Origin of the sequence: Lentzea kentuckyensis, from assembly GCF_002150765.1 — a bacterium.
In the GTDB taxonomy this organism is placed as follows: Bacteria; Actinomycetota; Actinomycetes; order Mycobacteriales; family Pseudonocardiaceae; genus Lentzea; species Lentzea kentuckyensis.
Genome location: NZ_MUYM01000005.1, coordinates 146,656 through 167,650 on the forward strand (window position 1 = coordinate 146,656; position 20,995 = coordinate 167,650).

General features: G+C 67.9%; 24 protein-coding genes. 10 read left to right on the forward strand and 14 right to left on the reverse strand.

The annotated features are described in order from the left end of the window. Window positions 1-105 precede the first annotated feature (105 nt). Window positions 106-885 (reverse strand): LamB/YcsF family protein, encoded by a 780-nt coding sequence (locus tag B0F77_RS04195; protein ID WP_086661417.1) that lies wholly within the window; start codon window positions 883-885, stop codon window positions 106-108. 94 nt (window positions 886-979) lie between these two features. Between B0F77_RS04195 and B0F77_RS04200 the strand changes: the two genes are divergently transcribed. The 5 genes from B0F77_RS04200 to B0F77_RS04220 all read left to right on the forward strand — a co-directional run bounded on the left by B0F77_RS04200 (window position 980) and on the right by B0F77_RS04220 (window position 5,836). Continuing rightward, window positions 980-1,666 (forward strand): GntR family transcriptional regulator, encoded by a 687-nt coding sequence (locus B0F77_RS04200; protein ID WP_245847818.1) that lies wholly within the window; start codon window positions 980-982, stop codon window positions 1,664-1,666. A 105-nt stretch (window positions 1,667-1,771) separates the two neighbouring features. Continuing rightward, a complete protein-coding gene (locus B0F77_RS04205) occupies window positions 1,772-2,038 on the forward strand; it encodes a DUF3311 domain-containing protein (RefSeq protein WP_086661418.1) in 267 nt (88 codons plus the stop codon). Continuing rightward, window positions 2,038-3,672, forward strand: a complete 1,635-nt coding sequence (gene mctP, locus B0F77_RS04210; RefSeq protein WP_086661466.1) for a monocarboxylate uptake permease MctP — start codon at window positions 2,038-2,040, stop codon at window positions 3,670-3,672. The genes B0F77_RS04205 and mctP overlap by 1 nt, the downstream gene beginning before the upstream one ends. Window positions 3,673-3,743: 71 nt before the next feature. Next, a complete protein-coding gene (locus tag B0F77_RS04215) occupies window positions 3,744-4,994 on the forward strand; it encodes a pyroglutamyl-peptidase I (RefSeq protein WP_245847819.1) in 1,251 nt (416 codons plus the stop codon). Beyond that, entirely contained in the window at window positions 4,991-5,836 is an 846-nt protein-coding gene (locus B0F77_RS04220) for a septum formation family protein (protein WP_143466555.1), read from the forward strand. Before B0F77_RS04215 ends, B0F77_RS04220 begins: the two co-directional genes overlap by 4 nt. Before the next feature lie 286 nt (window positions 5,837-6,122). On the opposite strand, the gene B0F77_RS04225 is transcribed toward B0F77_RS04220, so the two are convergent. The 4 genes from B0F77_RS04225 to B0F77_RS04240 form a co-directional block, all read right to left on the reverse strand. Beyond that, window positions 6,123-6,335: a hypothetical protein gene (locus tag B0F77_RS04225; RefSeq protein WP_086661420.1), complete on the reverse strand. Its 213-nt coding sequence runs from the start codon at window positions 6,333-6,335 to the stop codon at window positions 6,123-6,125. Window positions 6,336-6,449: 114 nt separating this feature from the next. Then, window positions 6,450-8,261: a phosphoenolpyruvate carboxykinase (GTP) gene (locus B0F77_RS04230; RefSeq protein WP_086661421.1), complete on the reverse strand. Its 1,812-nt coding sequence runs from the start codon at window positions 8,259-8,261 to the stop codon at window positions 6,450-6,452. Window positions 8,262-8,575: 314 nt separating this feature from the next. After that, window positions 8,576-9,262 (reverse strand): hypothetical protein, encoded by a 687-nt coding sequence (locus tag B0F77_RS04235; protein WP_086661422.1) that lies wholly within the window; start codon window positions 9,260-9,262, stop codon window positions 8,576-8,578. 43 nt (window positions 9,263-9,305) lie between these two features. Further along, window positions 9,306-9,542 (reverse strand): hypothetical protein, encoded by a 237-nt coding sequence (locus tag B0F77_RS04240; RefSeq protein ID WP_086661423.1) that lies wholly within the window; start codon window positions 9,540-9,542, stop codon window positions 9,306-9,308. Window positions 9,543-9,643: 101 nt separating this feature from the next. On the opposite strand from B0F77_RS04240, the gene B0F77_RS04245 reads away from it, so the two are divergent. Together B0F77_RS04245 and B0F77_RS04250 are read left to right on the forward strand one after the other, a co-directional pair. Further along, on the forward strand, window positions 9,644-10,501 hold the full coding sequence (locus B0F77_RS04245) for a helix-turn-helix domain-containing protein (RefSeq protein ID WP_086661468.1): 858 nt from the start codon (window positions 9,644-9,646) through the stop codon (window positions 10,499-10,501). A 58-nt stretch (window positions 10,502-10,559) separates the two neighbouring features. Next, on the forward strand, window positions 10,560-10,676 hold the full coding sequence (locus B0F77_RS04250; RefSeq protein WP_342746773.1) for a DUF397 domain-containing protein: 117 nt from the start codon (window positions 10,560-10,562) through the stop codon (window positions 10,674-10,676). Here B0F77_RS04250 and B0F77_RS04255 read toward each other — a convergent pair. The 7 genes from B0F77_RS04255 to B0F77_RS04285 all read right to left on the reverse strand — a co-directional run bounded on the left by B0F77_RS04255 (window position 10,629) and on the right by B0F77_RS04285 (window position 17,475). Further along, complete coding sequence (locus tag B0F77_RS04255) at window positions 10,629-11,249, reverse strand: cupredoxin domain-containing protein (RefSeq protein WP_086661425.1); 621 nt, start codon at window positions 11,247-11,249, stop codon at window positions 10,629-10,631. The genes B0F77_RS04250 and B0F77_RS04255 overlap by 48 nt on opposite strands. Next, a complete protein-coding gene (locus B0F77_RS04260) occupies window positions 11,249-12,118 on the reverse strand; it encodes a cupredoxin domain-containing protein (RefSeq protein WP_086661426.1) in 870 nt (289 codons plus the stop codon). The genes B0F77_RS04255 and B0F77_RS04260 overlap by 1 nt, the downstream gene beginning before the upstream one ends. Before the next feature lie 21 nt (window positions 12,119-12,139). Further along, window positions 12,140-13,012 (reverse strand): copper resistance D family protein, encoded by an 873-nt coding sequence (locus B0F77_RS04265; RefSeq protein ID WP_086661427.1) that lies wholly within the window; start codon window positions 13,010-13,012, stop codon window positions 12,140-12,142. Further along, entirely contained in the window at window positions 13,009-13,590 is a 582-nt protein-coding gene (locus tag B0F77_RS04270; RefSeq protein ID WP_086661428.1) for a hypothetical protein, read from the reverse strand. The genes B0F77_RS04265 and B0F77_RS04270 overlap by 4 nt, the downstream gene beginning before the upstream one ends. Before the next feature lie 227 nt (window positions 13,591-13,817). Continuing rightward, window positions 13,818-15,638 carry a dynamin family protein gene (locus tag B0F77_RS04275; protein WP_086661429.1) on the reverse strand — a complete coding sequence of 607 codons (1,821 nt, stop codon included), beginning with the start codon at window positions 15,636-15,638 and terminating at the stop codon, window positions 13,818-13,820. Then, on the reverse strand, window positions 15,635-16,000 hold the full coding sequence (gene grpE / locus B0F77_RS04280) for a nucleotide exchange factor GrpE (RefSeq protein ID WP_086661430.1): 366 nt from the start codon (window positions 15,998-16,000) through the stop codon (window positions 15,635-15,637). Before grpE ends, B0F77_RS04275 begins: the two co-directional genes overlap by 4 nt. Next, the gene (locus tag B0F77_RS04285) at window positions 15,997-17,475 is read right to left on the reverse strand and encodes a dynamin family protein (protein WP_245847820.1); all 1,479 of its coding nucleotides are present in this window, start codon (window positions 17,473-17,475) and stop codon (window positions 15,997-15,999) included. The genes grpE and B0F77_RS04285 overlap by 4 nt, the downstream gene beginning before the upstream one ends. Before the next feature lie 78 nt (window positions 17,476-17,553). Between B0F77_RS04285 and B0F77_RS04290 the strand changes: the two genes are divergently transcribed. After that, entirely contained in the window at window positions 17,554-17,991 is a 438-nt protein-coding gene (locus tag B0F77_RS04290; protein ID WP_086661432.1) for a hypothetical protein, read from the forward strand. Here B0F77_RS04290 and B0F77_RS04295 read toward each other — a convergent pair. Together B0F77_RS04295 and B0F77_RS04300 are read right to left on the reverse strand one after the other, a co-directional pair. Then, window positions 17,976-18,344, reverse strand: coding sequence for a GntR family transcriptional regulator (locus B0F77_RS04295; protein ID WP_086661433.1), 369 nt, complete (start codon window positions 18,342-18,344; stop codon window positions 17,976-17,978). The genes B0F77_RS04290 and B0F77_RS04295 overlap by 16 nt on opposite strands. Then, the gene (locus tag B0F77_RS04300; protein WP_086661434.1) at window positions 18,341-19,021 is read right to left on the reverse strand and encodes a hypothetical protein; all 681 of its coding nucleotides are present in this window, start codon (window positions 19,019-19,021) and stop codon (window positions 18,341-18,343) included. Before B0F77_RS04300 ends, B0F77_RS04295 begins: the two co-directional genes overlap by 4 nt. 115 nt (window positions 19,022-19,136) lie before the next feature. Here B0F77_RS04300 and B0F77_RS04305 point away from each other — a divergent pair, with 115 nt between their 5' ends. Together B0F77_RS04305 and B0F77_RS04310 are read left to right on the forward strand one after the other, a co-directional pair. Then, window positions 19,137-20,312 (forward strand): sensor histidine kinase, encoded by a 1,176-nt coding sequence (locus B0F77_RS04305; protein ID WP_342746772.1) that lies wholly within the window; start codon window positions 19,137-19,139, stop codon window positions 20,310-20,312. A 9-nt stretch (window positions 20,313-20,321) separates the two neighbouring features. Continuing rightward, window positions 20,322-20,978 (forward strand): response regulator, encoded by a 657-nt coding sequence (locus B0F77_RS04310; RefSeq protein WP_086661435.1) that lies wholly within the window; start codon window positions 20,322-20,324, stop codon window positions 20,976-20,978. Window positions 20,979-20,995: the final 17 nt, after the last annotated feature.

Below are 20,995 nucleotides of genomic sequence, written 5' to 3' on the forward strand. Positions count from 1 at the left end.
CAGTCCCGCAGGCCGGCAGTCCCGCAGGCCGGCAGTCCCTCAGTCCGGCAGTCCCGCAGCCCCGCAGGCCGCATTCCCGCAGGCCGAGCGCGTCCGGCGGTTTCCTCAGACCGCCTGGCGGGTGTGGCGCAGCGGGGACTCCACCCGCGCCACCGTCACGCCCGCCGACTCCAGGGCCGCGCGGACCGTCCGGGCGATCTCCACGGCGTTCGGGGTGTCGCCGTGCACGCAGATGGAGTCGGCGGCGATCCGGACCGGCCGTCCGGAGACGCTGCGCACCCAGCCCTCGGTGGCGAGTTGCACGCAGCGGGCGGCGATCTCCGCCGGGTCGCGCAGGACCGCGCCCGGTTCGCCGCGCGGGACCAAGGTGCCGGCGGCCGTGTAAGCGCGGTCGGCGAAGGCCTCGTGCCACACGCGCAGGCCGGCTACCGAGGCTCGCTTCAGCCAGACGGCGCCCGGTGGGCCCAGGACGGCCAGTGCCGGGTCGAACAGTCGGATGGCGTCCACCACGGCGTCGGCCTGGGCCTCGTGCCGGAACAGTGCGTTGTAGAGCGCGCCGTGTGGCTTCACGTAGGAGACGCGGGTTCCGGCTGCGCGTGCGAAGGCCGCCAGCGCGCCCAGTTGTGCCAGCACCTCGTTGGTCAGGGTGTCCGGGGCGACGTCGATGAAGCGGCGGCCGAACCCCGCCAGGTCGCGGTAGCCGACGTGCGCGCCCACCGCTACGCCGGCCGCGGCCGCCAGCGCGCACACCTCGCGCATGGTGTCGGCGTCGCCCGCGTGATAGCCGCACGCGACGTTTGCGCTGGTCACGAGGGACAGGAGCGCGCGGTCGTCGCCCAAGGTCCAGTGGCCGAAGCCCTCTCCGAGGTCTGCGTTCAGGTCCATGGCCGTCCTCCAACGCGCTGGTTTGTTGGATCGTTGGATTGTTGAACGATTCTACGATAGTGCAATGGAACGATCCTGCAAATAGACTTGGCAGGTGACCGAGACGTGGGTGTCGACGCTGGCTCAGGGCAAGGCCGACCTGGAGCGCGCGAGCACCGCGCAGAAGGTCGCGGACATGTTGCGCGAGCGGGTCCTCGACGGTGAGCTCGCGCCCGGCCTCAGGCTCAGCGAGGAGGCGATCGGCGGGGCGCTCGGGGTCAGCCGCAACACGCTGCGGGAAGCGTTCCGGCTGCTCACCCGCGACCGGCTGCTGGTGCACGAGCACAGCCGCGGTGTCTTCGTGCGCAGGCCCAGCGCCGACGACGTGCGCGACCTCTACGCCGCGCGGCGCGTGATCGAGTGCGGTGCCCTGCGGCTGTGGAACAGCGTCACCGAGGCGCAGCGCGAGGCTCTGCGGGCGCCGGTCCGGCAGGCGGTCGCCAGGGCCGAGAAGAACGACTGGACGAGGGCCGGCCAGGCGAACATCCAGTTCCACCGCGCCATCGTCGGGCTCGCGGGCAGTGCGCGGCTGAGCGAGGAGTGCGACCGGCTGTTCGCCGAGCTCATGCTCGCCTTCCGGGTGGCGCAGGAGATCAACGACTTCTACCAGACGTACGTGCCGTGGAATCGTCAGATCGTTGAACTGTTGAACAACGGCGAGATCGACCGGGCCGGGATCCAGCTCCTCGAGTACCTCGACGCCGCCGAACAGGATCTTGTCGGCCGTCTGTCGGCCGATTAGTCCAAAGAGAACGTTAAGCCGAATGCAACGATTCCGATCTCCAGGCTGACGGCACGTCTCATCAGGCCTAACATCCGCGCAACACCGCGTACACGGAGGGCCACCATGCCGTCGGATCACAAGACCGGCTTGCGCTGGAGCAACTGGAACCTGCTGCTGATACTTCCGCTGCTCATGCTCATCACGCCGTGGTTCAACCAGGACGAGCCCCGCGTCTTCGGGCTGCCGTTCTTCTACTGGTACCAGTTCGCGTTCGTGCCGCTCGGCGTCCTGTGCGTAGGCCTGGTCTACGTCAAGACCAAGGACAAGCCGGTGGTCACCGGCAAGCCGGACAACCTCGGCGTCGACGACCTGGACGAGGGAGCGAAGTGATGCAGTGGACTGAGCTGATCGTTTTCAGCGTCCTCTTCCTGCTCGTCACGGTCATGGGCTTCGTGGCTGCGCGGTGGCAGAAGGGCGAGACCCTCGACCACCTCGACGAGTGGGGCCTGGGCGGCCGCAAGTTCGGCAGCTGGATCACGTGGTTCCTGGTCGGTGGCGACCTCTACACCGCGTACACGTTCGTGGCGGTGCCGGCGCTGATGTTCGGCGCGGGCGCGACCGGGTTCTTCGCGTTGCCGTACACGGTGATCCTCTACCCGATCGTCTTCCTGCCGCTGGTGCGGATGTGGTCGGTCAGCCGCGTGCACGGTTACGTGACGCCCGCCGACTTCGTGAAGGGCCGCTACGGCTCGCACTGGCTGGCGCTGCTGATCGCCATCACCGGCATCGTCGCGACCATGCCGTACATCGCCCTGCAGCTCGTCGGTCTCGAAGCGGTGCTGCGCAGCATGGGCCTCAACGGCAGCGGCATCCTCGGTCACCTGCCGCTGTTCGTCGCGTTCGTGATCCTCGCGCTCTACACCTACCAGTCGGGTCTGCGGGCGCCGGCGCTGATCGCGTTCGTCAAGGACATCCTGATCTACATCGTCATCCTGGTGGCGATCGTCTACCTTCCGGCGAAGTTCGGCGGCTGGGGCGAGATCTTCAACGACGCGCAGGCCAAGTTCGACGCCACGCCGGCGAAGACCGACGGCATCCTGCTCAACAGCAACAACCAGCTGCAGTACGCGACGCTGGCTCTCGGATCGGCGCTCGCGCTGTTCATCTACCCGCACTCGCTGACCGGCATCCTGGCGAGCCGCGGCCGCAACGTCATCAAGCGCAACATGGTGGCGTTGCCGGCGTACTCGCTGGTGCTGGGCCTGCTGGCGCTGCTCGGCTACGTCGCGATCAGCGCGGGCACCAAGCCGATCGTCAACCAGGCGACCGGCCGTCCCGACACCAACACGATCGTGCCGGAGCTCTTCGGCGCGAACTTCCCGTCGTGGTTCGCGGGCATCGCGTTCGCGGCCATCGGCATCGGCGCGCTGGTGCCGGCGGCGATCATGTCGATCGCGGCGGCGAACCTGTGGACGCGCAACGTCTACAAGGAGTACATCCACAAGCACGCCACCCCGGCGCAGGAGGCCAAGCAGGCCAAGCTCGCGTCGCTGGTCGTGAAGTTCGGCGCGGTGGCGTTCATCGTGTTCGTCGACCCGCAGTTCTCCATCGACCTGCAGCTCATCGGCGGCGTGATGATCCTGCAGACGCTGCCGGCGGTCGCGATCGCGCTCTACACCCGCTGGTTCCACGTCTACGGCCTGGTCGCGGGCTGGATCGCGGGCATGGGCTACGGCATGTGGCTGCTCTACAACATCGGCAACCCGGCCATCAACAAGGCGCACTTCGCCGGCTCGGCGCTGCCGCTGGGCAAGCTGTCGATCTTCGGCTGGCACCCGTTCGGCCAGTCGGCGATGACGATCTACGTCGGCATCGTCGCGCTGGCGGTCAACCTGCTGGTCGCGGTGATCGTCACGCTGATCGCCAAGAAGGCCAAGGTCTTCAACGGCACCGACCAGACCGATCCGTCGGACTACCACGTCGACGAGGACAGCCCTCGGGTCAAGCCGGTGGCCGCCCACTGAGACGCGAGAGTTAACGCCAGGGGCCACCCGTCGGTTTCGGCGGGTGGCCCTTTGCGTTAGAGATCAGTGACGTGAAAACCATCGCCGGACTCGTCGGACTGACCGCACTCGCTCTAGTCGTCGTCGCCCCTGGCACCGCGCAGGCACAGGACGCGACCTGCTACGACGCCACCGCCCCGCTGACCGTCGAGGAACAGCGGCTCGACGACACGCTCGTGACGGGCGGCCCGGCCGTCGGCCCCGCGCTCGTGCGGCTCGCCGGATTCGACGGCCGCGTCACCGACTTCACCGCCAGGCTCTGCCACCAGGCCGGGGCCAAACAGGCCCAGCAGTTCGTGGAACACGAGGGCAACGCGCTGTGGAAGGCCGCCGTCGCCCGCGCCCAGAGCACAACACCCCAGGCCCACGACGCCTACGACGACCGGCCGCTGTACTGGGCACGCCTGCAGCTCACCTCCGCGCTGCGCCAGTGGAAGCCGCGTTTCTCCTTGCCCGTCAACGAGCGCACGAAGCTGATCCAGCGGTTCGACTGGGCCTCGCGAGGACTGAGCGACTCGGCGTTCCCGGCGAGGCCTGGCGTGCGGCGGATCGCCGTGACCGGGTTCGACCCGTTCCAGCTCACCGGCGTGAACGTGCGGCGCGCCAACCCCGCCGGTGCGGCGGCGTTGCAGCTCGACGGCCGCGAGATCTCCACGCCGAACGGCAAGGTCGTGCTGCAGGCCGCGGTGCTGCCGGTGCTGTGGGGCGGGTTCGACGAGGGGATCGTCGAGCAGTTCTACGGAAACGCGCTGGCGCAGAAGCCCGACGCGTTCGTGACGATCAGCCAGGGCCGGCCTGGCCGTTTCGACGTCGAGCGGTGGGCGGCGCGCTGGCGCGGTGGCTTCGCGGACAACAACAACGTCAGCTCCTACGGCAGCGTCCCGAACGCCGCGGGCTGGCCGCAGCCGGCGAACGAGTTCATCGAGACCTCACTGCCGTTCCAGAAGATGATCGACGCGGGCACCGGGCCGTTCACCGTGAACTTCAACCGGAGCTTCTGCGAGTGGGTCGTCGTGGGTTCCCAGCAGTCGTGCCGCACGGACGAGCCGACTCCTGGCAGGGTCGCGGCTTCCGGTGGCGGTGGTGACTACCTCTCCAACGAGAGCATGTACCGGGCGAACCGGCTGCGAATCGGTTACGCCGCAACGAATGTCCTGGGTGGACACCTGCACACGCCGGTGCTCGGCCAGCCCGCCGACCCGGCCGCGTTGACCGACGCGGCCTTCGAAAAGCAGCGTCGGGACATCGCCGATCAGGTCAAGGCCCTAGTCTCTGTGGTGTGACTCGTGTGCGGCTGGCGGTGGCGATCGTCCTGAGCTCGTGGGCGCTGTCCGCGTGCGCGATCCAGGTTGGCGGACAAGCGGTTCCCGGACCGCTGCCGTCCACCGCCTCCGCCTCCGCACCCACGCTGCCGAAAGCCGGGCAGTGCATGAACGCCTACGAGCTGACGGCGCTGCAGTGCACCGACTCGCACGAGGCCGAGGTCATGAACGTCGGTGAGCTCACCGGCCTGCCGACGGTCTACCCGGACAGCCAGGTGCTGCGCAAAGCCGCGCTGCCGCCGTGCCGCCAGGCGCTCACCGAGTACCTGGGCAGCGGCGACGCGGACGCGACCCGCCTGCGGGTCTGGGCGTTCTGGCCGAACGAGCAGGGCTGGAAGGACGGCCAGCGCTGGCGGCTGTGCACCGTCGTGGAGGTCAGTCCCGACGAGAAACCGCTGGCGCGCAAGGGTTCCGTGAAGGGAATCCTCGGCGCCAACGGCTTCACGACGTTCCAGAACTGCACCCAGGGCTCGCCGTCCAAGGACCAGGAAATAAAGATCATCGCGTGCAACTCCGCCGCGCACCTGGCCGAAGCCGTGCCCGCCGGTGTGGTGTCGCTCGGCAAGTCGACCGACCCCGCTCCGTCCACCGAGCAGATGAACACCATCGCCAAGGCGAAATGCACCAAGGCCGTGCACGACTACCTGGGTTCGTCCAAGCGCGCCGACGTGTTCCCCTCGTGGCGGAACCCCGGCTCCCAGGCCTGGTCAGAGGGTTGGACCAACGCGGTCTGCTACGCCGAGGCCAACAAGGCCTTCAACGGCACTCTCTTCGGCATCCGCGACAACCCGCTCCCGAACTGAGTTCGCGACCACGACCATCAGCACGGCGGCCAGGGACAGCACCAGCATCGCGATTCCTGCGATCCCCACGGCACACCTCCCTTTCCGCCCTCGGTGACGATCTTTGTGATCGCCATCACATACCTAAGACGTTCCCAGAAGGGGCCAGGTTCATTCCTGGAGCAAGACCATTTTCGACACCTGCGGAGAAGTCCCCAGGGCTGTCCACAGCTATCCACAACATGTGCACAGAGCCGTCCACACCTGTGGACAACTTCGTCTCAAATGGACGTTGAGCTGCACTGATTCAGAGGAAATTGCTGCACAGGACCACACCGGCCGCGATGCCGATGGCTAAACCGAGGACGAACACGAGCGGGTAGCGCCACCACGGCGTGCGGGCCGGCGGGGCGGGCGGCACCGGGTAGTAGCGCACGATGCCCGTGGTCGGGCCGACCTCCACATCGCGCTTCGAGCCGTCGAAGTTCAGTCCGCCGAGGAAGTCCTCGTCCTGCGTCACACGACAGTGATACCCCACCCAAGTGACCCAGTCACTCCCCGCACCTGCTTGAAATGCACGCGGGGACCCTACGTACCTTTTGAGAGTACGTAGGGTCCCCGCGTGCCGTCAGGGTCAGCCGAGGCGTTGCTTCAGAGCGGCCAGCTCGTCACGGAGCGTGGTTGGGACTTTTTCGCCGATCTTGGCGAACCATTCCTCCACCAGCGGGATCTCGGCGCGCCACTCGTCGGCGTTCACCTCTAGCGCGGCCTCGATGTCCGCAAGAGGCGTGTCCAGGCCCTCCAGGTCCAGGTCGGCGGCCGTCGGGACGTGACCGATGGGGGTCTCGGTGGCGGCGGCCTTGCCCTCGAGGCGCTCGATGGCCCACTTCAGCACGCGCGAGTTCTCGCCGAATCCAGGCCACAGGAAGCGCTTGTCGTCACCGCGGCGGAACCAGTTGACGTAGAAGATCTTCGGCAGCTTGTCGGCGTCGGCGCGCTTGCCGAGGTCGACCCAGTGCTGGAAGTAGTCGCCGGCGTTGTAGCCGATGAACGGCAGCATCGCCATCGGATCGCGGCGCACGACGCCGGTCTTGCCGACCGCGGCGGCCGTGGTCTCCGACGACAGCGTGGCGCCCATGTAGGTGCCGTGCTGCCAGTCGCGCGACTCGGTGATCAGCGGGATCGTCGTGGCGCGACGGCCGCCGAAGAAGATCGCCGAGATCGGCACGCCCTTGGGGTCGTCCCACTCCGGCGCCTTGATGTCGCACTGCTCGATCGGCGTGCAGTAACGCGAGTTCGGGTGCGAGGAGAGTTCCTCGCTGTCCGGCGTCCAGTCCTGGTGCTTCCACGAGGTGAGGTGGGCCGGGGGCTCGCCCATGCCCTCCCACCAGATGTCGCCGTCGTCGGTCAGCGCGACGTTCGTGAACAGCGAGTTGCCCTTGGCGATGGTGCGCATCGCATTCGGGTTGGTGTGGTAGTCGGTGCCGGGCGCGACGCCGAAGAAGCCGTTCTCCGGGTTCACCGCGTAGAGGCGGCCGTCCTCACCGAAGCGCATCCAGGCGATGTCGTCGCCGAGCGTCTCGACCTTCCAGCCGGGGATGGTCGGCTCCAACATGGCGAGGTTCGTCTTGCCGCAGGCCGACGGGAACGCGGCGGCGATGTAGTACGCCTTGTTCTCCGGCGAGGTGAGCTTGAGGATCAGCATGTGCTCGGCGAGCCAGCCCTCGTCGCGCGCCATGACGCTCGCGATGCGCAGCGAGTAGCACTTCTTGCCGAGCAGCGCGTTGCCGCCGTAGCCGGAGCCGAAGCTCCAGATCTCGCGGGTCTCCGGGAAGTGCGAGATGTACTTGGTGTCGTTGCACGGCCACTGCACGTCCTGCTGGCCGGGCTCGAGCGGCGCGCCCAGCGAGTGCAGCGCGGGCACGAAGTCCGCGTCCTCACCGAAGACCGCGAGGGCCTTGGAGCCCATGCGGGTCATGATGTGCATGGAGACGACGACGTACTCCGAGTCGGTGATCTCGACGCCCAGCATCGGCTTCTCCGCGTCGAGCGGGCCCATGCAGAACGGGATCACGTACATCGTGCGGCCACGCATGCAGCCCCGGTAGAGCTCGGTCATGATGGCCTTCATCTCGGAAGGGTCCATCCAGTTGTTCGTCGCGCCCGAGTCCTCCTCGCGCACCGAACAGATGTACGTGCGCTCCTCGACGCGTGCGACGTCGCTGGGGTCCGAGGCGGCCCAGAAGGAGTTCTGCTTCTTCTTCAGCGGCACGAACGTGCCGGCGTCGACGAGCTTCTTCGTGAGGCGGTCCCACTCACCCTGGGACCCGTCCGCCCAAACAACCTCATCGGGGCAGGTCAGCTCTGCGACTTCCTGAACCCATGCGAGCAAGCGCGCGTGGTTGGTAGGTGCGTGTTCGAGACCGGGAATGGTCACTGCCGTCATCTCGTCTCGTCTCCTGACTGAACGCCTCGGCTGCCCGAGGACGTAGCTGGGTCCGGTTCAGGACTTCGTCGTCCTCGGGAATAGCTCCACAACGCCCGGTGGGGCCGGGCGTGCGTGGAAGGGGATGGACCGAGGTTAGCCCGGTGAATGGCAGGTAAAGCACCCCCAGCCTGTCGCTTCCCTCACAAAACCGATTCTGGAATCGATTCAGCACTCGGACGGCGTTAAGGCTCGCTTGAGGTGGGAAAAACACAAGAGGCCCCGGTGCGGTTCTCACCACACCAGGGCCTGTGACCTGCGCTTCAGTTCAGACGTCAGTTCGGGCTGATCCACTGCCCGGTGGTGGAATCGATTCGGACGACGCCGTCGAACCGTTCTTCCTCCAACCAGTCGTCCGAGTCGTCCAGAATGCCGCTCTTGGAGTCGGTCACGTACCGGCCGTCGGACTCGATGTGCCCGTGCTCGACCTCGACCCAGTCGTCACCACGGTGTTCCGACATCGTGACCTCGCCCGATCGTGTGATCTCGGTCGCCACGTCGGCCCGTCCGTCGCCGTTCTTGTCGGTGAACAGCCAGGTGTCCCCGTCGTCGTCACGCACGACAGCGGTGTCGGCCTTGCCGTCGCCATCGGTGTCCTCGGTCGCCTTGCCGACGTTTCGATCGCCTTCGTCGGTGTCCACGACAATCGTCTGACTGGGCGAGGAATTCGTCTTTTGTTCGTGCGAGTCGTTCGGGTCGACGGCAACCCACTCACCGGAATTCTCCTCGAACCTCGCCTGGCTCAGGAGATTGCCGTCCTTGTCGAACGTGCTCATCAGATCGGCGTCACCGTCACCGTTGCTGTCGGTGAACGCGAGATGACCACCGTCGTCCGTCTCGACCACCGCGGAGTCGTTCACGCCGTCGTGGTCGAGGTCGAAGGTGACGTCGGCGGTGTACTCCTCGTCCTCGACGGTCACCTTCAGCTCGGCGTCGGCCGCACCGTTCTCGTCGATGTACACCGGGACACACCTCCTACGTGCTCATGTACCGGTATGACCCACGTTATGCCGGTTCGGTTCCCTCGCCAACCGTGTGACGGGTGCGTCGGTCGATCTCGCTCTGATCGATGGCGGCGTCGAGGGCCGCGCGAAGCTCCGCGATCTCGGCGCCCTCGAAGGTGAACGCCGGGCCGTCGGGGCCGGCGATCTCCACCGCTCCGGCGCTCACACTGACCTCGCAGACCGCTCGGTCCGCGTAACTGTCGCTGCAGTGAAGGAGCCACTCGCGCTTGACGCCCATGGTCAACCTCATCTTCACCCCAGGCCGCCAGAATTAGACTTAACTTTAGTCCTACTTGAGACTAAAGTCGCTCGCCTAAGCGTATGAAGGGAGGCAGCCACGTGGGTCAGGCCAGGCAGACCGTGGAGCGCCTCCAGCTCGGACTCACGCTCCAGCGCCTGCGACTCGCGGCGGACAAGTCGCAGCAGGAAGCGGCCGACGTCATCGGCCGCAGTGCGGGCCGGCTCAGTCAGGTGGAGAACGGCAAGGGCGCTCTCGGCTCTACAGAGCTGACGCTGTTGCTCGACTTCTACGAGGTGTCGAGCGAGGAACGCGCCACGGTGCTCGCTCTCGGGAGGGCGAGCCGGCGCAGACAGCCTCGGCTCGGCTACCTCGACTCACTGCCTGACTCCTATGTGCGCTTCATGGACCTGCTGGCGGCGGCGCAGCGAATCAGCTGGTACGAATCGGGCATCATCCCCGGCTTGGTCCAGTCAGCGAGCTACGTCACCGGTGTCCACCGCGCGGGCAGATCGTTGCGCCCCGACGAAGAAACGGTGGAACGCATCGCGTTCCGACTGCAGCTCCAGCAGCAGGTGCTGTCTGTTGGCAAGGCGAAGTTCATCGACGTCATCTTCACCGAGGACACCCTTCTGCACGTCGTCGGAGACGCGTCGGTCATGCGTGAGCAGGTTCTGCATCTGCTCCAACTGCAAGAACAGCATCCAACGCTCAACATCCGCATCGTCGGGCTCGGGACTCCCGACAATCCAGGCCTGGGTGGTGGACTGGTGTCGCTCGAGTACGACACGTCCGCTCCCATCGCCTACGCCACCAGCCTTTACGGCCCGCCGATCTATTATGATCAACCGTCCGCCACGGAACGGATGCAGAAGATCTTCGAGGGAATCTCCGACATCGCGCTGAGCCCGAGAGATTCGAGGACAGTGCTGATCAACTTCCTGGCAAGGAGCTCGTAGTTTGACCTCGTGGATCAAGAGCAGCCACAGCTCGGGTGATGGCGGCGCGTGTGTGGAGGTGCTGCGCACCAACGTGCTGGTATCCGTGCGGGACTCGAAGAATCCCGACGGACCCCGGTTCGCGGTCTCACCCGACGGGTGGCGGACGTTTCTGAGCGTGATCACTGACCGGTGAATCCTGCTCCGGACGCGCACCGATGACGAGCAGGCACAACGTCGTGACCGCGGCGACCAGTCCGGCCAGCAACAGCATCGGCTGAAGCGAGGGCGGTTCGGACGGGGCCGCGGCGATCACCGCGGGTTCGGTCGTGACCTGCGGCGGTGCGGTGGTCGTCGGGGGCTCGGTCGTCGTGGTGGTCACCGCCTCGGGCTGTTGGGGTGCGGGCTCGTGCGTCGCCGGATGCTGCGGTGCCACCGTCTCGGCCGGCAGCACGACGATGCGCGCCCGCATGTCCGGGTGGATCGAGCACACGTAGTCGAACGTGCCGGGCTGGGTGAAGGTGTAGCTCCAGGACTGACCGGTCGACAGCATGGGCGAGCGGAACGTGCCCGCCGCCACGTCGTGCGGAGCCTGGTCCTGGTTGGTCCACGTCACGACGTCGCCGACGCGCACGGTCATCGACGCGGGCTGGTACTGGTACTGGGCGATCGGGATCGAGTGCGTCTCGGCGCCGGTGGCCGGTGCCGTGCTGAACAGGATCAGCACGGCGAACGCGGCCAGGACGGCGCTGGCCAGGCCGCGCCGCATCAGCAGATCGCCTGGTTGAACGCCGGGTCGAGCATCTGCTCGAGCATGACGGTGTGGGCCTTGACGTAGTTGTCGAACGCCAGGGCGTCCTGAACCTGCTGCAGCGGCGACGTCTCCAGGTGCGCTGCCTTCACGTGCGCGATGAACGGCTTGAGCACGTCCTGGGGCAGCGAGCTCGCGAGTGCCGGATCGAGCATCTTCTCCAGCAGCACGGTGTGAGCCTTGACGTAGCTGTCGAGTGCCAGGGCGTCCTGGGTCTGCTGGAGGAGCGAAGTCTCCAGGTGCGCCGCCTTCACGTGCGCGACGAACGGTTCGAGCGCCGCCTTCGGCACGCACTCACCGCCGGCCGGTGGAGCGGTGGTCGGTGACGGGTGAGTCGGGTGGCTGGTCGGCGGCGTCGTGGTCGGCGGAGTTGTCGGAGGGGTCGTCGGTGGGGTCGTGGTCGGCGGCGTGGTGGTCGGCGGGGTCGTGGGGACGTCGCCGGACACGGTCACCGAGGCCCGCATGTCCGGGTGGACCGAGCAGTAGTACGAGTACGAGCCGGCCTTGGTGAAGGTGAAGCTGTAGGACTCGCCCTTCTGCAGGGTCGGCGAGGTGAACTTCTCCGGGCCCGAGGTGACGACGACGTTGTGCGGGGCGGTGTCGTGGTTCGTCCAGACGACCGTGTCGCCGGGGGCGACGGTCAGCGATGCGGGCTGGAACGCGTAGCCCATGATCTCGACCTTGGTCGTCGCCGCGGCCTCGCCCTGTACGGCGGCGAGTCCGACGGCCGGTGCTGCCAGTCCTGAGCCCGCCTGGCTCAGACAGAACACCGCACCGACTATGCCGAGCGCGGCCACCAGCGCCGCCAACCGGTTTCGTTTGTCCACTGTGACTTCCTTTCGGACGGGTCAGCGACCGGGACCGGTCGTGACGAGCAGTGCGGCCACGGCGAGGACGGCGACGGCGAGCACCGTTTCGGCAGTGACCGAGTAGACGAGGGCGCGGGTGCCGTCGGCGGTGTGCAGTCGCCGATCCACCCAGCGCTTGCTCGCCAGGCCCAGGAGAAGGAGACCGGCGAAGATCGAGAGCTTGACCAGCAGGATCTGGCCGTATCCGGTGTGCAGCAACGCATCCAACGAACCGACCAGCCGCCACGCCAGCAGCGATCCCGCGACGGTCAGCACGCCGACGGAGACCACGGCGAGGCGGGAGTAGCGCGGCAGCACGGTGGTGAGCGCGGCGCGGTCGGGCAGCGTCACGAACAGCAGCATCACGAGGCCCCCGATCCACAGGCACACCACCAGCAGGTGGGCGAAGATCGCGAGCTGACCCCAGGCAGGCAGATCGAGCGCGTGGCCGGTCATGCCGTTGGTGCGCAGGATGCCCAGGCCCACCGCGCCCGCACCGACCCGCCACGCCCACGAACGCGCCGCGCGGGCACCGCGGCGGGCCAGGTCGGCGAGCACCACCAGCGCCAGCACCCAGAGCAACGTCCGCGCGAACCACACCCGCCCGAACGGCGCGTCGAGCAGCGGGCGAACGACGTCCCAGCTGAACGCGGGCGGGCGTCCGGCGACCCAGGCGGCGTTCAGGAACAGTCCGGTGACGGTGCCCGCGACACCGCACAGCCAGCCGAACGCCACCAGGCGCCGCGCCCGGCCCGTGTCCGCACCGTCCGGCCACAGCAGCGCGAAGAACGCGGCGCCACCGACGAACAGCACCGTGCCGACGTAGTCGAACGTCCTGGCCAGCACGAACCACGACTTCGCCGCCTCGGTCACGGCGTGCTCAGCAGCGCGGTGATCTTGCCCGTCTTGTCGTCCGCGACGAGCGAACAGCCCGGACCGAGCAGGTCACCGGTGAGATCGCCGACCAGCTTCGCCGGATCCCCGAGCTTCCCGAGCAACGGAAGGTCCACAGTGGACTCCCGTTCGACCTCGTGCGTGCCGGGCAGCAGTTCGCCGACGACTGGCAGCGCGTCGAGATCGAGCAGCTTCAACAGTTCGGTGACCGCCCCGCCCTCACACGGCTTCGAGGGTGGCGTCGTGGTCGGCGGAACAGTCGGCTTCGACGGCGGCGAGGTCGGCGCGGGGTGTGGATGCTCGACCGCGGGAGCCGGAACGTGCGGACCCTGCGGGACGGGGAGAGGAACTGCCGCGGGCACGACCTGCTGTTGCTGTGGTGGCGGCTGCTGTGGGCGCGCCGGAGGTGTCGTGGTGGCGGCGGGCAGGTGCTGAACGGGCGGTGTCGGCCCGCTCTGCGCCACCGGTACGCCGCCGATGCCCGACGCGAACCCGAGCACGACGACCACGGTGCCCACCAGGCCCGCCGCGACGACCTGGTCTCGCTGCAGTTTCATGCTTCAAAAGCGAATCAGTGCCGAATTAACCGGCATTCCCGATTCATGACGAACCGGTGAACTAGTATCGGAGACAAATGTTTTGTACCAGTGCACGTCCCGAAACGCGCAATTAAGTTGCCGCGACAACAGTGCGTTGACCAGCAAAAATGAGTAACACTCAATTAATTCTGAACGATCTCACAGATAGCCCGTAACTGGCGTGCGGGCCGCTCGTTGATGTTCTTTCAGGCCCGGTCGCGAACCGACCGAATTCGCGCCAGCAGCTCCTCCGCCTTGGCCCGCCCCGCCTCCACCTCGGCCAGCTGCCGGGTCACGGACTGCAGCTCGCGGCCCCGCTCCCCGGCCTCCATCCGCAGCGCGCGGTCGACCTCGCGCAGTTCGGCCTCGATGGCCTCGATGCGCTTGGCCAGGGCCTCGTCCAAAGCCAGGGACAGGGCCTGTTCGGCTTCGATGAGCTGTTCGGCGGCCAGTTGGTCCACCGTGGAGCGGGCGTCGGCGATGGCGTCGGAGAGCCACTGCTTGACGTGCTGCTTTTCGGCGGTGTGGGTTCGGGTGCGGGCCATCCACCAGCCCGCGCCGAGGCCCAGGGCGATGGTCACGGGCAGGACGATCGGGTTCAGGACGGCTATGCCGAGGCCGGCCAGGGGCATCACGGCCAGTTTGCCGGCGCCCAGGCCGCCGGAGACGCCCATGAAGACCAGGAGTTTGTCCTCGGCCGTGGGTGGGCGCTTTTCCTTGGGACGCAACACGACCGGGGGTTGCTCACCGCGGGCGAACTGGCCGCGGATCAGGGTCAGTTCGTCGGGGCTGAACAGGGTGGCCAGGACGGCGTCGGTTACCTGGGCGAGGCGTACGGACAGCGCGGTGGAGATTCGGCCCGAGACCACTTGCAGTGCGGTGTCGACCTGTTGGGGAAGCGCGGCCAGCCCCGTGCGGTCGGCCTGGTCGATGGCCTGGCGGTACCAGGTCTGGAGGTCGCGCATCTGGCGGGAGATCTCGTGCGAGTTCTCGACGCGGGCGCGTTGGACCTCGCCGCGCAGGCGGACCTGCCAGCCTCGGGTGGAGGAGCGGCGTTCGGTCTGCAGTTCTTCGCGGCGGGCGCGGAGCACCGCGGCCTCGTCCTCGCCCACGGACAGGGCGCGCTTCTCGTGTTCCAGGCGCACGACCAGTTCGTCCAGCACGGTCGACAGGGCGCGCAGGGCGTTGGCTTCGGCGAGCATGCCGGCGCGACCGGCGACCAGTTCCTGCAGCGAGGTCTGGAGCAGAGCGATGCCGGAGCGTTCGCGGAGCATGGCGGCGGCGTCCGGGTTGGGGGCGCTCGCAGCCATGTCGAACATGCGCGACGAGACCGGGTAGAAGGTGGCGTCGGCGAAGCGCGGGGCGTGTTCGGTCAGCAGGGCGCGGTCGGCGTCGAGGACCTGGCGCCAGCCGCGGTACTGGTCGGTCTTGGTCAGGGCGAAGACCACGGTTTCGACGCGGTCGCCCACGCGCTTCAGGAAGTCGAGCTCGCCGCGGGTGAACGGGGACGAGGCGTCGACGACGAAGACCAGGGCGGTGGCCGAGGTGACGGCTTCCAGGGCGAGTTCACCGTGCACCGACTCGAGGCCGCCGACGCCTGGAGTGTCCACAACGGACATTCGTTCCAGCAACGGGATCGGGGCGTCTACCTCGACGTAACGCGGGGGCAGCTCGCCCGGAGGCAGGTCGTGGGCGGCGGAGACCCAGTTGATCAGGGCGGGCAGCGGGAACGACACCGGCGCGAGCAGGCCTGGGTAGCAGGCGCGGGCCGCCCAGGCGGGGCCGTGCTGGAAGACCAGGTAGGTCGAGGTGGCCACGTCCGCGTCGACCGGGGACAGGCCCGGCGTGGCGAGCAGGGTGTTGACCAGCGAGGACTTGCCGCGGTTCGTCTCGCCGACGATCACCACCGACGACACCTCCGAGGCTGCGCGGCGTGAGACCCAATCAGCCATGGACGGGTCGAGGTCGCGCACGAGAGAGGTGAGACGCTCGCGCGTCTGACGGACCGTCTGGGAGAGGTTGCTCATCGCGCCGTGTAGACCGTCACGATCGGAGCCCGCAGGACCCGGCCGCGGTCGCAGAAGCCCGGCACCTCGGTCTCGGCCACCAGGCCCAGCAGCGACTTGTCGTCCGTCGGCACGGTGCCAGCAGCCTCGTGCTGCGACGGGTCGAAGCGCTCACCGTCAGCGCGCAGGGCCACGACTCCTATGGACGACAGACCTTCCTCGATGCGGGCGACCACGCCGGAACTCGCGCGGTCCAGCGCGTACAGGCACAGCTGGACCAGCGCGCGGCGTTCGGCCAGCGCCTGGTCGAGCAGCTCGTCGGCAATGGTCTCCACACCGTCATCCGACGCCACGTCGGTCGGATCGGTTCCGTTCCCACTCATCGGTGCCCCCCAGCACGTAGTTGCCGCCAGATGAGGAAATACGCCCGATGGACGACGTGCGCCACTCGAGCCTGCGCCGGCGTCGCACCGAACGAGGCGAACGAACGCCACCAACCGGCCCGTTCCAGCGCGTAGGCGACCAGTTCGGCAGCGGGGCGGTCGCGAAGACCGAGCTGCCCGGCCACGTCCGGCGTGCTGCCGACCCGCAGCACCTCCTCGGTCAGGTCCGCGGCCAGCGTGACCGCACCGGACGACACCAGGGTCAACGCCTCCAGCAGCCGCAGCTGGTGTGCTTCCGGCCGGGCCAGCAGGACCTCGATCGCGTCGTGCACGCGCTGCCGTTCGCCGGGATCGCCAGAGGCCAGCGAGGTGACGGACGCCAGCGCGGCCGCCGCCTTGATGCCGTCGGCGCGGGCCCGGAACACCGCGTCCAGCCGGCCACGAACAGCCGCGAACCCGGACGCGTCGAACAGCACCCGGCGCAGCGCACCCGTGGTCAACGACGGTTCGGCGTCCAGGGCCGCGAGAGCGCGTCCGATGCCGTAGAGGTCGAGCTTCTCCAGCAACCGCGACCGCAGGCCCGCCGGAACGTCGCAGTCCCACGACGTGAAGAGGTCGCCGGACATCAGCATCATCGTGCGGGTGTCCGCGTCCAACGCCGCGAGCTGCCGCAACGCCTCCGCGTCCGCCGAGGTGAACTCCCCGGTCTCGGCCGACTCGGCGAGCAGGCTGATCACCGGCAGCACGTCCGCCACCCGCGGCTTCAACAGCTGTGCCTGCTTACCGGCCAGGATCTCCGCGGCCCGCCAGACGTCACCGTCCGCGCCTTCCACGGTTTCCGGCGCCACGGCGTCGACCTTGTTCAACGCGGCGATGGCGTTGACCGGCCCTGCTTCCCGGGAAGCGGTGGCGGCGGTGAAGGCAGCCAACGTCGCATGGTCGTCCGCGCGCACGCCCTGCGTCACGACGTAGAGAACCGCTTCGGCGCCGGCGACAGCGTTGCGCGACACGGGATCCAGCAGTTCCTCGGTGCGCGCGACGGACGCCGCGTCCAGAGAACCCAGCCCTGGTGTGTCGATGACGGTGAAGTCACGCAGCACGGCGTTGGTCAGGTACGCCTCGATGTGCGAAACGCCTTCCACGCCAAGAGAAGCGGGGATCGAGCCGTTCGCGTCGAACGGCAGCACCTGGCGCCGTCCGTCCGTGAGAACGACTTCGATGCGGTCGACCGTTCCGTACTGATAGCGCGTGACGAGTCGTGTGCACTCACCGATGTCGGTGGGCGCGACCCGGCGTCCGATCAACGCGTTGACCAGCGTCGACTTGCCGGACTTGATCCGCCCGGCCACCGCGACCTGCAACGGCGCGTGCAAACGGCGTAGCACTTCCTGGAAACCGAGAGCGGTCTGCTGGGAGACCTGAGGTTGCAAGGCAACACACAAGTTGGCCACCGCCGCGCACAGCGGTCCCGCCATTTGTTGTCCTTGCAACGCCGTCACGGGCACTGATCGTGCCACGGTTTGTACGCGTGTGTGCGCGGGTAGCCACAGCACATGGGTGACAGCTACGTGACGTTCCTAGTGCTGGGGATCGTCCTGGTCGTGGTCGACGGCCAGCTGATCTACCACAGCGGCAAGGGATATTTGAAGCGCGCCGCGTACGACGACGAACAGGCCGGCGCCATGATGAAGCTGACGGCCGTCCTGTTCCACCTCGTCGTGCTCGGTCTGCTGGCGCTGGTGTCGACCATCAACGTCGAGACCGGCGACCCGGTGAAGAACGTGGTCGTGAAGCTGGGTGTGGTGCTGTTGCTGCTGGCACTGGCTCACGGCGTCACGATGGCGATCCTGGCCAGGATTCGGGATCGCCAGCTCCAGCAGCAGCTAGCGGACCAGATGGCCGAGGAACACCGCATCTACGAGGAACGCCACGCGCACGTCGGCGAACCGCGACCCGCGCCCAAGATCGAGTCGCCCTACTCACCCACGTAGTGGGCTCGCACGGCGTTCAGTGCCTCCCCCTCACTGGCGCCGAGCGACCGAGCTACGGCGACGTACTCCGCCGCGGCGGCGGAGAGCGGGTCCGGTGCATGCGAAGGCAGGGCAGCCACCACGGTGCCCTGCCTTCGTCCTGTCGTGAGCACCCCTTCGGTCTCCAGCTCGCGGTACGCCCGCGCGACGGTGCCCGCGGCGAGCCCGAGGTCGGCGGCGAGCTGGCGGATCGTCGGCAACCGCGACCCGACCGGCAACACCCCACCGCTGATCAACCGCACCAACTGGTCACGCACCTGACGCCACGGCGCGACGCCGTTGTCGACGTCGACGACGATTCGTGGAGCACTCATCGGTTGATCTTCATGTGTTTCGGCGTGGTGTTGGACATCGAGATCCAGGCGAGCAGGCCGAGCACGCCCACCCAGGGATGGACCAGGCCGCCCACGACCGCCACGCCGAGCCCCGCCGCAACGTGCACGCTGCGGGTGCGCAGCGCCAGATCAACGGCCTGGTCACCGCCGGCCGGCCGCGCGACGGCCGCCCAGATGATCAGCCCGACCGCGAGCACCGACCCCGCGAGCCAGACGAGCGCCGTCCACCGCGGGTGGATCACGAGGTAGATCGCGGCACCCAGCACGAACACGGCGTACGAGCCCACCACCCACTTCGACGCGAAGTCGAACAGCCCACGCGGGATGAGCAGCGCCTCACGACGAGCATCGCGCTGCGGGCGCAGCGCCAGCAGCTCCGCGAGCAGCGTGCCGGCGAGCACGACGACCACGAGCTGGTCCACGTCGTCGCCCCACTTCGGCACGAACCAGAGCACCGCGTAGAGCCACGGGTAGAGAAAACGGCGGCGCCTGAGATAGAGCAGCCCTTCACGCGCCTGCGCGGCGGTCGGCTCGGTCACACCCCACTTCTTCAACAGGCGTGCGCCGTTCGCCTCGTTCGGCCACAGGATGCCCAGTATCAACAGGCCGGTGGCCACGAACGCGGCCATGGCGATCCACGGATTGATCTCGAACACGGGTCCCCCCGATCTTTGTATCGACCCCTCGATACAATAACTCACACTGAAGTCGTACGCAGCGTCATTCCGTGGCGCGACGCGCGGAAGTTCGACCCGCACCTAACCTTGAACGGTGCGGAGGTTCAGCCTGTGGATGAAGGCTCACCCGGCGTTCGGGGACTCCCTGATCGCCGGGCTTTTGCTGATCTTCGACCTGGGTGTCGGCATCAGCGGGATCGACCGCGGGGTGTCGTTCTCGGCGTTCCTCGCCGTCACGTTGCTGATGCTCGGACCACTGCCGTTCCGGCGTTACCACCCGCTCGGCACCAGCTACCTGATCCTCGCCGGCGCGTTCCTGCAGCTGTTCACCCACGGTGGTGAGGCCGGCATCCCGGCCAGGATGTCCGACTTCGCGCTGGCCATCGCGCTGTACACGCTGGTCGCGTACATCGGCCGCAAGTCGGGGTTGATCTACTCGGCCTGGTTGCTCGCGGGCACGTTGCTGTGGGCGACCTTCCAGGTCGGCGAGCTCCAGGCCGTCTTCCTGGTGTTCATGGTCTTCGTGATCTTCGGCTTCAGCTGGGCGATGGGCGAGTTCGTCGGCGCCCGCCGCGCCTACCAGGGCGAGCTGGAACAACGGCTCAAGCTGCTGGAGACCGAACGCGACCAGCAGGCCCAGATCGCGGTGGGCGAGGAACGCTCGCGCATCGCCCGCGAACTGCACGACGTGGTCGCGCACGCGGTGAGCGTGATGATCGTCCACGCGGACGGCGCCGCCTACACGATCAGGTCACAGCCAGAGGTCGCCGAGAACGCGGTCCGCACGATCGCCGACACCGGCCGGCTCGCGCTGACCGAGATGCGGCGGCTGCTGGGCGTGCTGCGCAGCGAGGACGCCGAGACGCAGTGGGCCCCGCAGCCCGACGCGCGCGGCGTGGTCGAACTCGCCGAGAACACCCGCGCGGCCGGCGTGCCGGTGCGCCTGGAGATCAACGGAGACGTGGACGACCTGCCCGTCGGCGTGGGCCTGAGCGTCTACCGGATCGTGCAGGAAGCGCTGACGAACACCATCAAGCACGCCGGAGCAGGCACGACCGCGACCGTTCGACTGGCACGTTCGCCGGAAGAACTGCGGCTCGAAGTCGTCGACAACGGCTTCGGCACGCCACACGACGTCGTCAAGGTCTCCGGCGGCAACGGACTGATCGGTATGAGGGAAAGGGCTGCGGTGCTGGGCGGCGAGTTCGAGGCAGGCCCCAACCCCGGTGGGGGTTGGCGCGTGCGCGCGATCTTCCCGCTGGCCGCATAGGGTGATCGAGTGATTCGGGTGCTGCTGGTCGACGACCAGGAACTCATGCGCATGGGCTTCCGCATGGTGCTGGGGGCGCAGGAGGACATCGACGTCGTCGGAGAGGCCGCCGACGGCCTGGACGCCGTGCAGATGGCGGACAAACTGCGCCCTGACGTCGTGCTGATGGACGTCCGCATGCCGGTGCTGGACGGCGTCGAGGCGACCAAGCGCATCGCTGCGGCCGACACCGCAAAGGTGCTGGTCATGACGACGTTCGACATGGACGAGTACGCGCTGTCCGCCCTGCGCAACGGCGCCAGCGGGTTCCTGCTGAAGGACACCCCGCCGTCCGACCTGGTGTCGGCGTTGCGCGCGGTGGCCTCCGGCGACGCGGTGGTGTCGCCGTCGGTGACGAAGCGGCTGCTGGGGCGGTTCCTCGGCGACGGCGGCGGTGAGCTTCGGGACGCCTCGATGCTCGACGTGCTGACCGAACGCGAGCGCGAGGTGCTCGTGCTCATCGCGAAGGGCCTGTCGAACACCGAGATCGCCCGAAAGCTCTTCCTGTCAGAGGCGACGGTGAAAACGCACGTCGGACGGATCCTGGCCAAGCTGGAGCTGCGAGACCGGGTGCAGGCCGTGGTGCTGGCCTACGAGACCGGTCTCGTCCGCCCCGGCGACGCCTAGCTTGAGTTTCAAAACTC

What these genes read in the sequence shown, in the direction of transcription:
- B0F77_RS04205 (WP_086661418.1), top strand. Translation starts at nt 1,772, where the DNA reads ATGCCGTCGGATCACAAGACCGGCTTGCGCTGGAGCAACTGGAACCTG.
- B0F77_RS04230 (WP_086661421.1), bottom strand. Translation starts at nt 8,261, where the DNA reads ATGACGGCAGTGACCATTCCCGGTCTCGAACACGCACCTACCAACCAC.
- B0F77_RS04285 (WP_245847820.1), bottom strand. Translation starts at nt 17,475, where the DNA reads ATGGCGGGACCGCTGTGCGCGGCGGTGGCCAACTTGTGTGTTGCCTTG.
- B0F77_RS04195 (WP_086661417.1), bottom strand. Translation starts at nt 885, where the DNA reads ATGGACCTGAACGCAGACCTCGGAGAGGGCTTCGGCCACTGGACCTTG.
- B0F77_RS04275 (WP_086661429.1), bottom strand. Translation starts at nt 15,638, where the DNA reads ATGAGCAACCTCTCCCAGACGGTCCGTCAGACGCGCGAGCGTCTCACC.
- B0F77_RS04255 (WP_086661425.1), bottom strand. Translation starts at nt 11,249, where the DNA reads ATGCGGCGCGGCCTGGCCAGCGCCGTCCTGGCCGCGTTCGCCGTGCTG.
- B0F77_RS04295 (WP_086661433.1), bottom strand. Translation starts at nt 18,344, where the DNA reads ATGAGTGCTCCACGAATCGTCGTCGACGTCGACAACGGCGTCGCGCCG.
- B0F77_RS04270 (WP_086661428.1), bottom strand. Translation starts at nt 13,590, where the DNA reads ATGAAACTGCAGCGAGACCAGGTCGTCGCGGCGGGCCTGGTGGGCACC.
- B0F77_RS04240 (WP_086661423.1), bottom strand. Translation starts at nt 9,542, where the DNA reads ATGGGCGTCAAGCGCGAGTGGCTCCTTCACTGCAGCGACAGTTACGCG.
- B0F77_RS04290 (WP_086661432.1), top strand. Translation starts at nt 17,554, where the DNA reads ATGGGTGACAGCTACGTGACGTTCCTAGTGCTGGGGATCGTCCTGGTC.
- mctP (WP_086661466.1), top strand. Translation starts at nt 2,038, where the DNA reads ATGCAGTGGACTGAGCTGATCGTTTTCAGCGTCCTCTTCCTGCTCGTC.
- grpE (WP_086661430.1), bottom strand. Translation starts at nt 16,000, where the DNA reads ATGAGTGGGAACGGAACCGATCCGACCGACGTGGCGTCGGATGACGGT.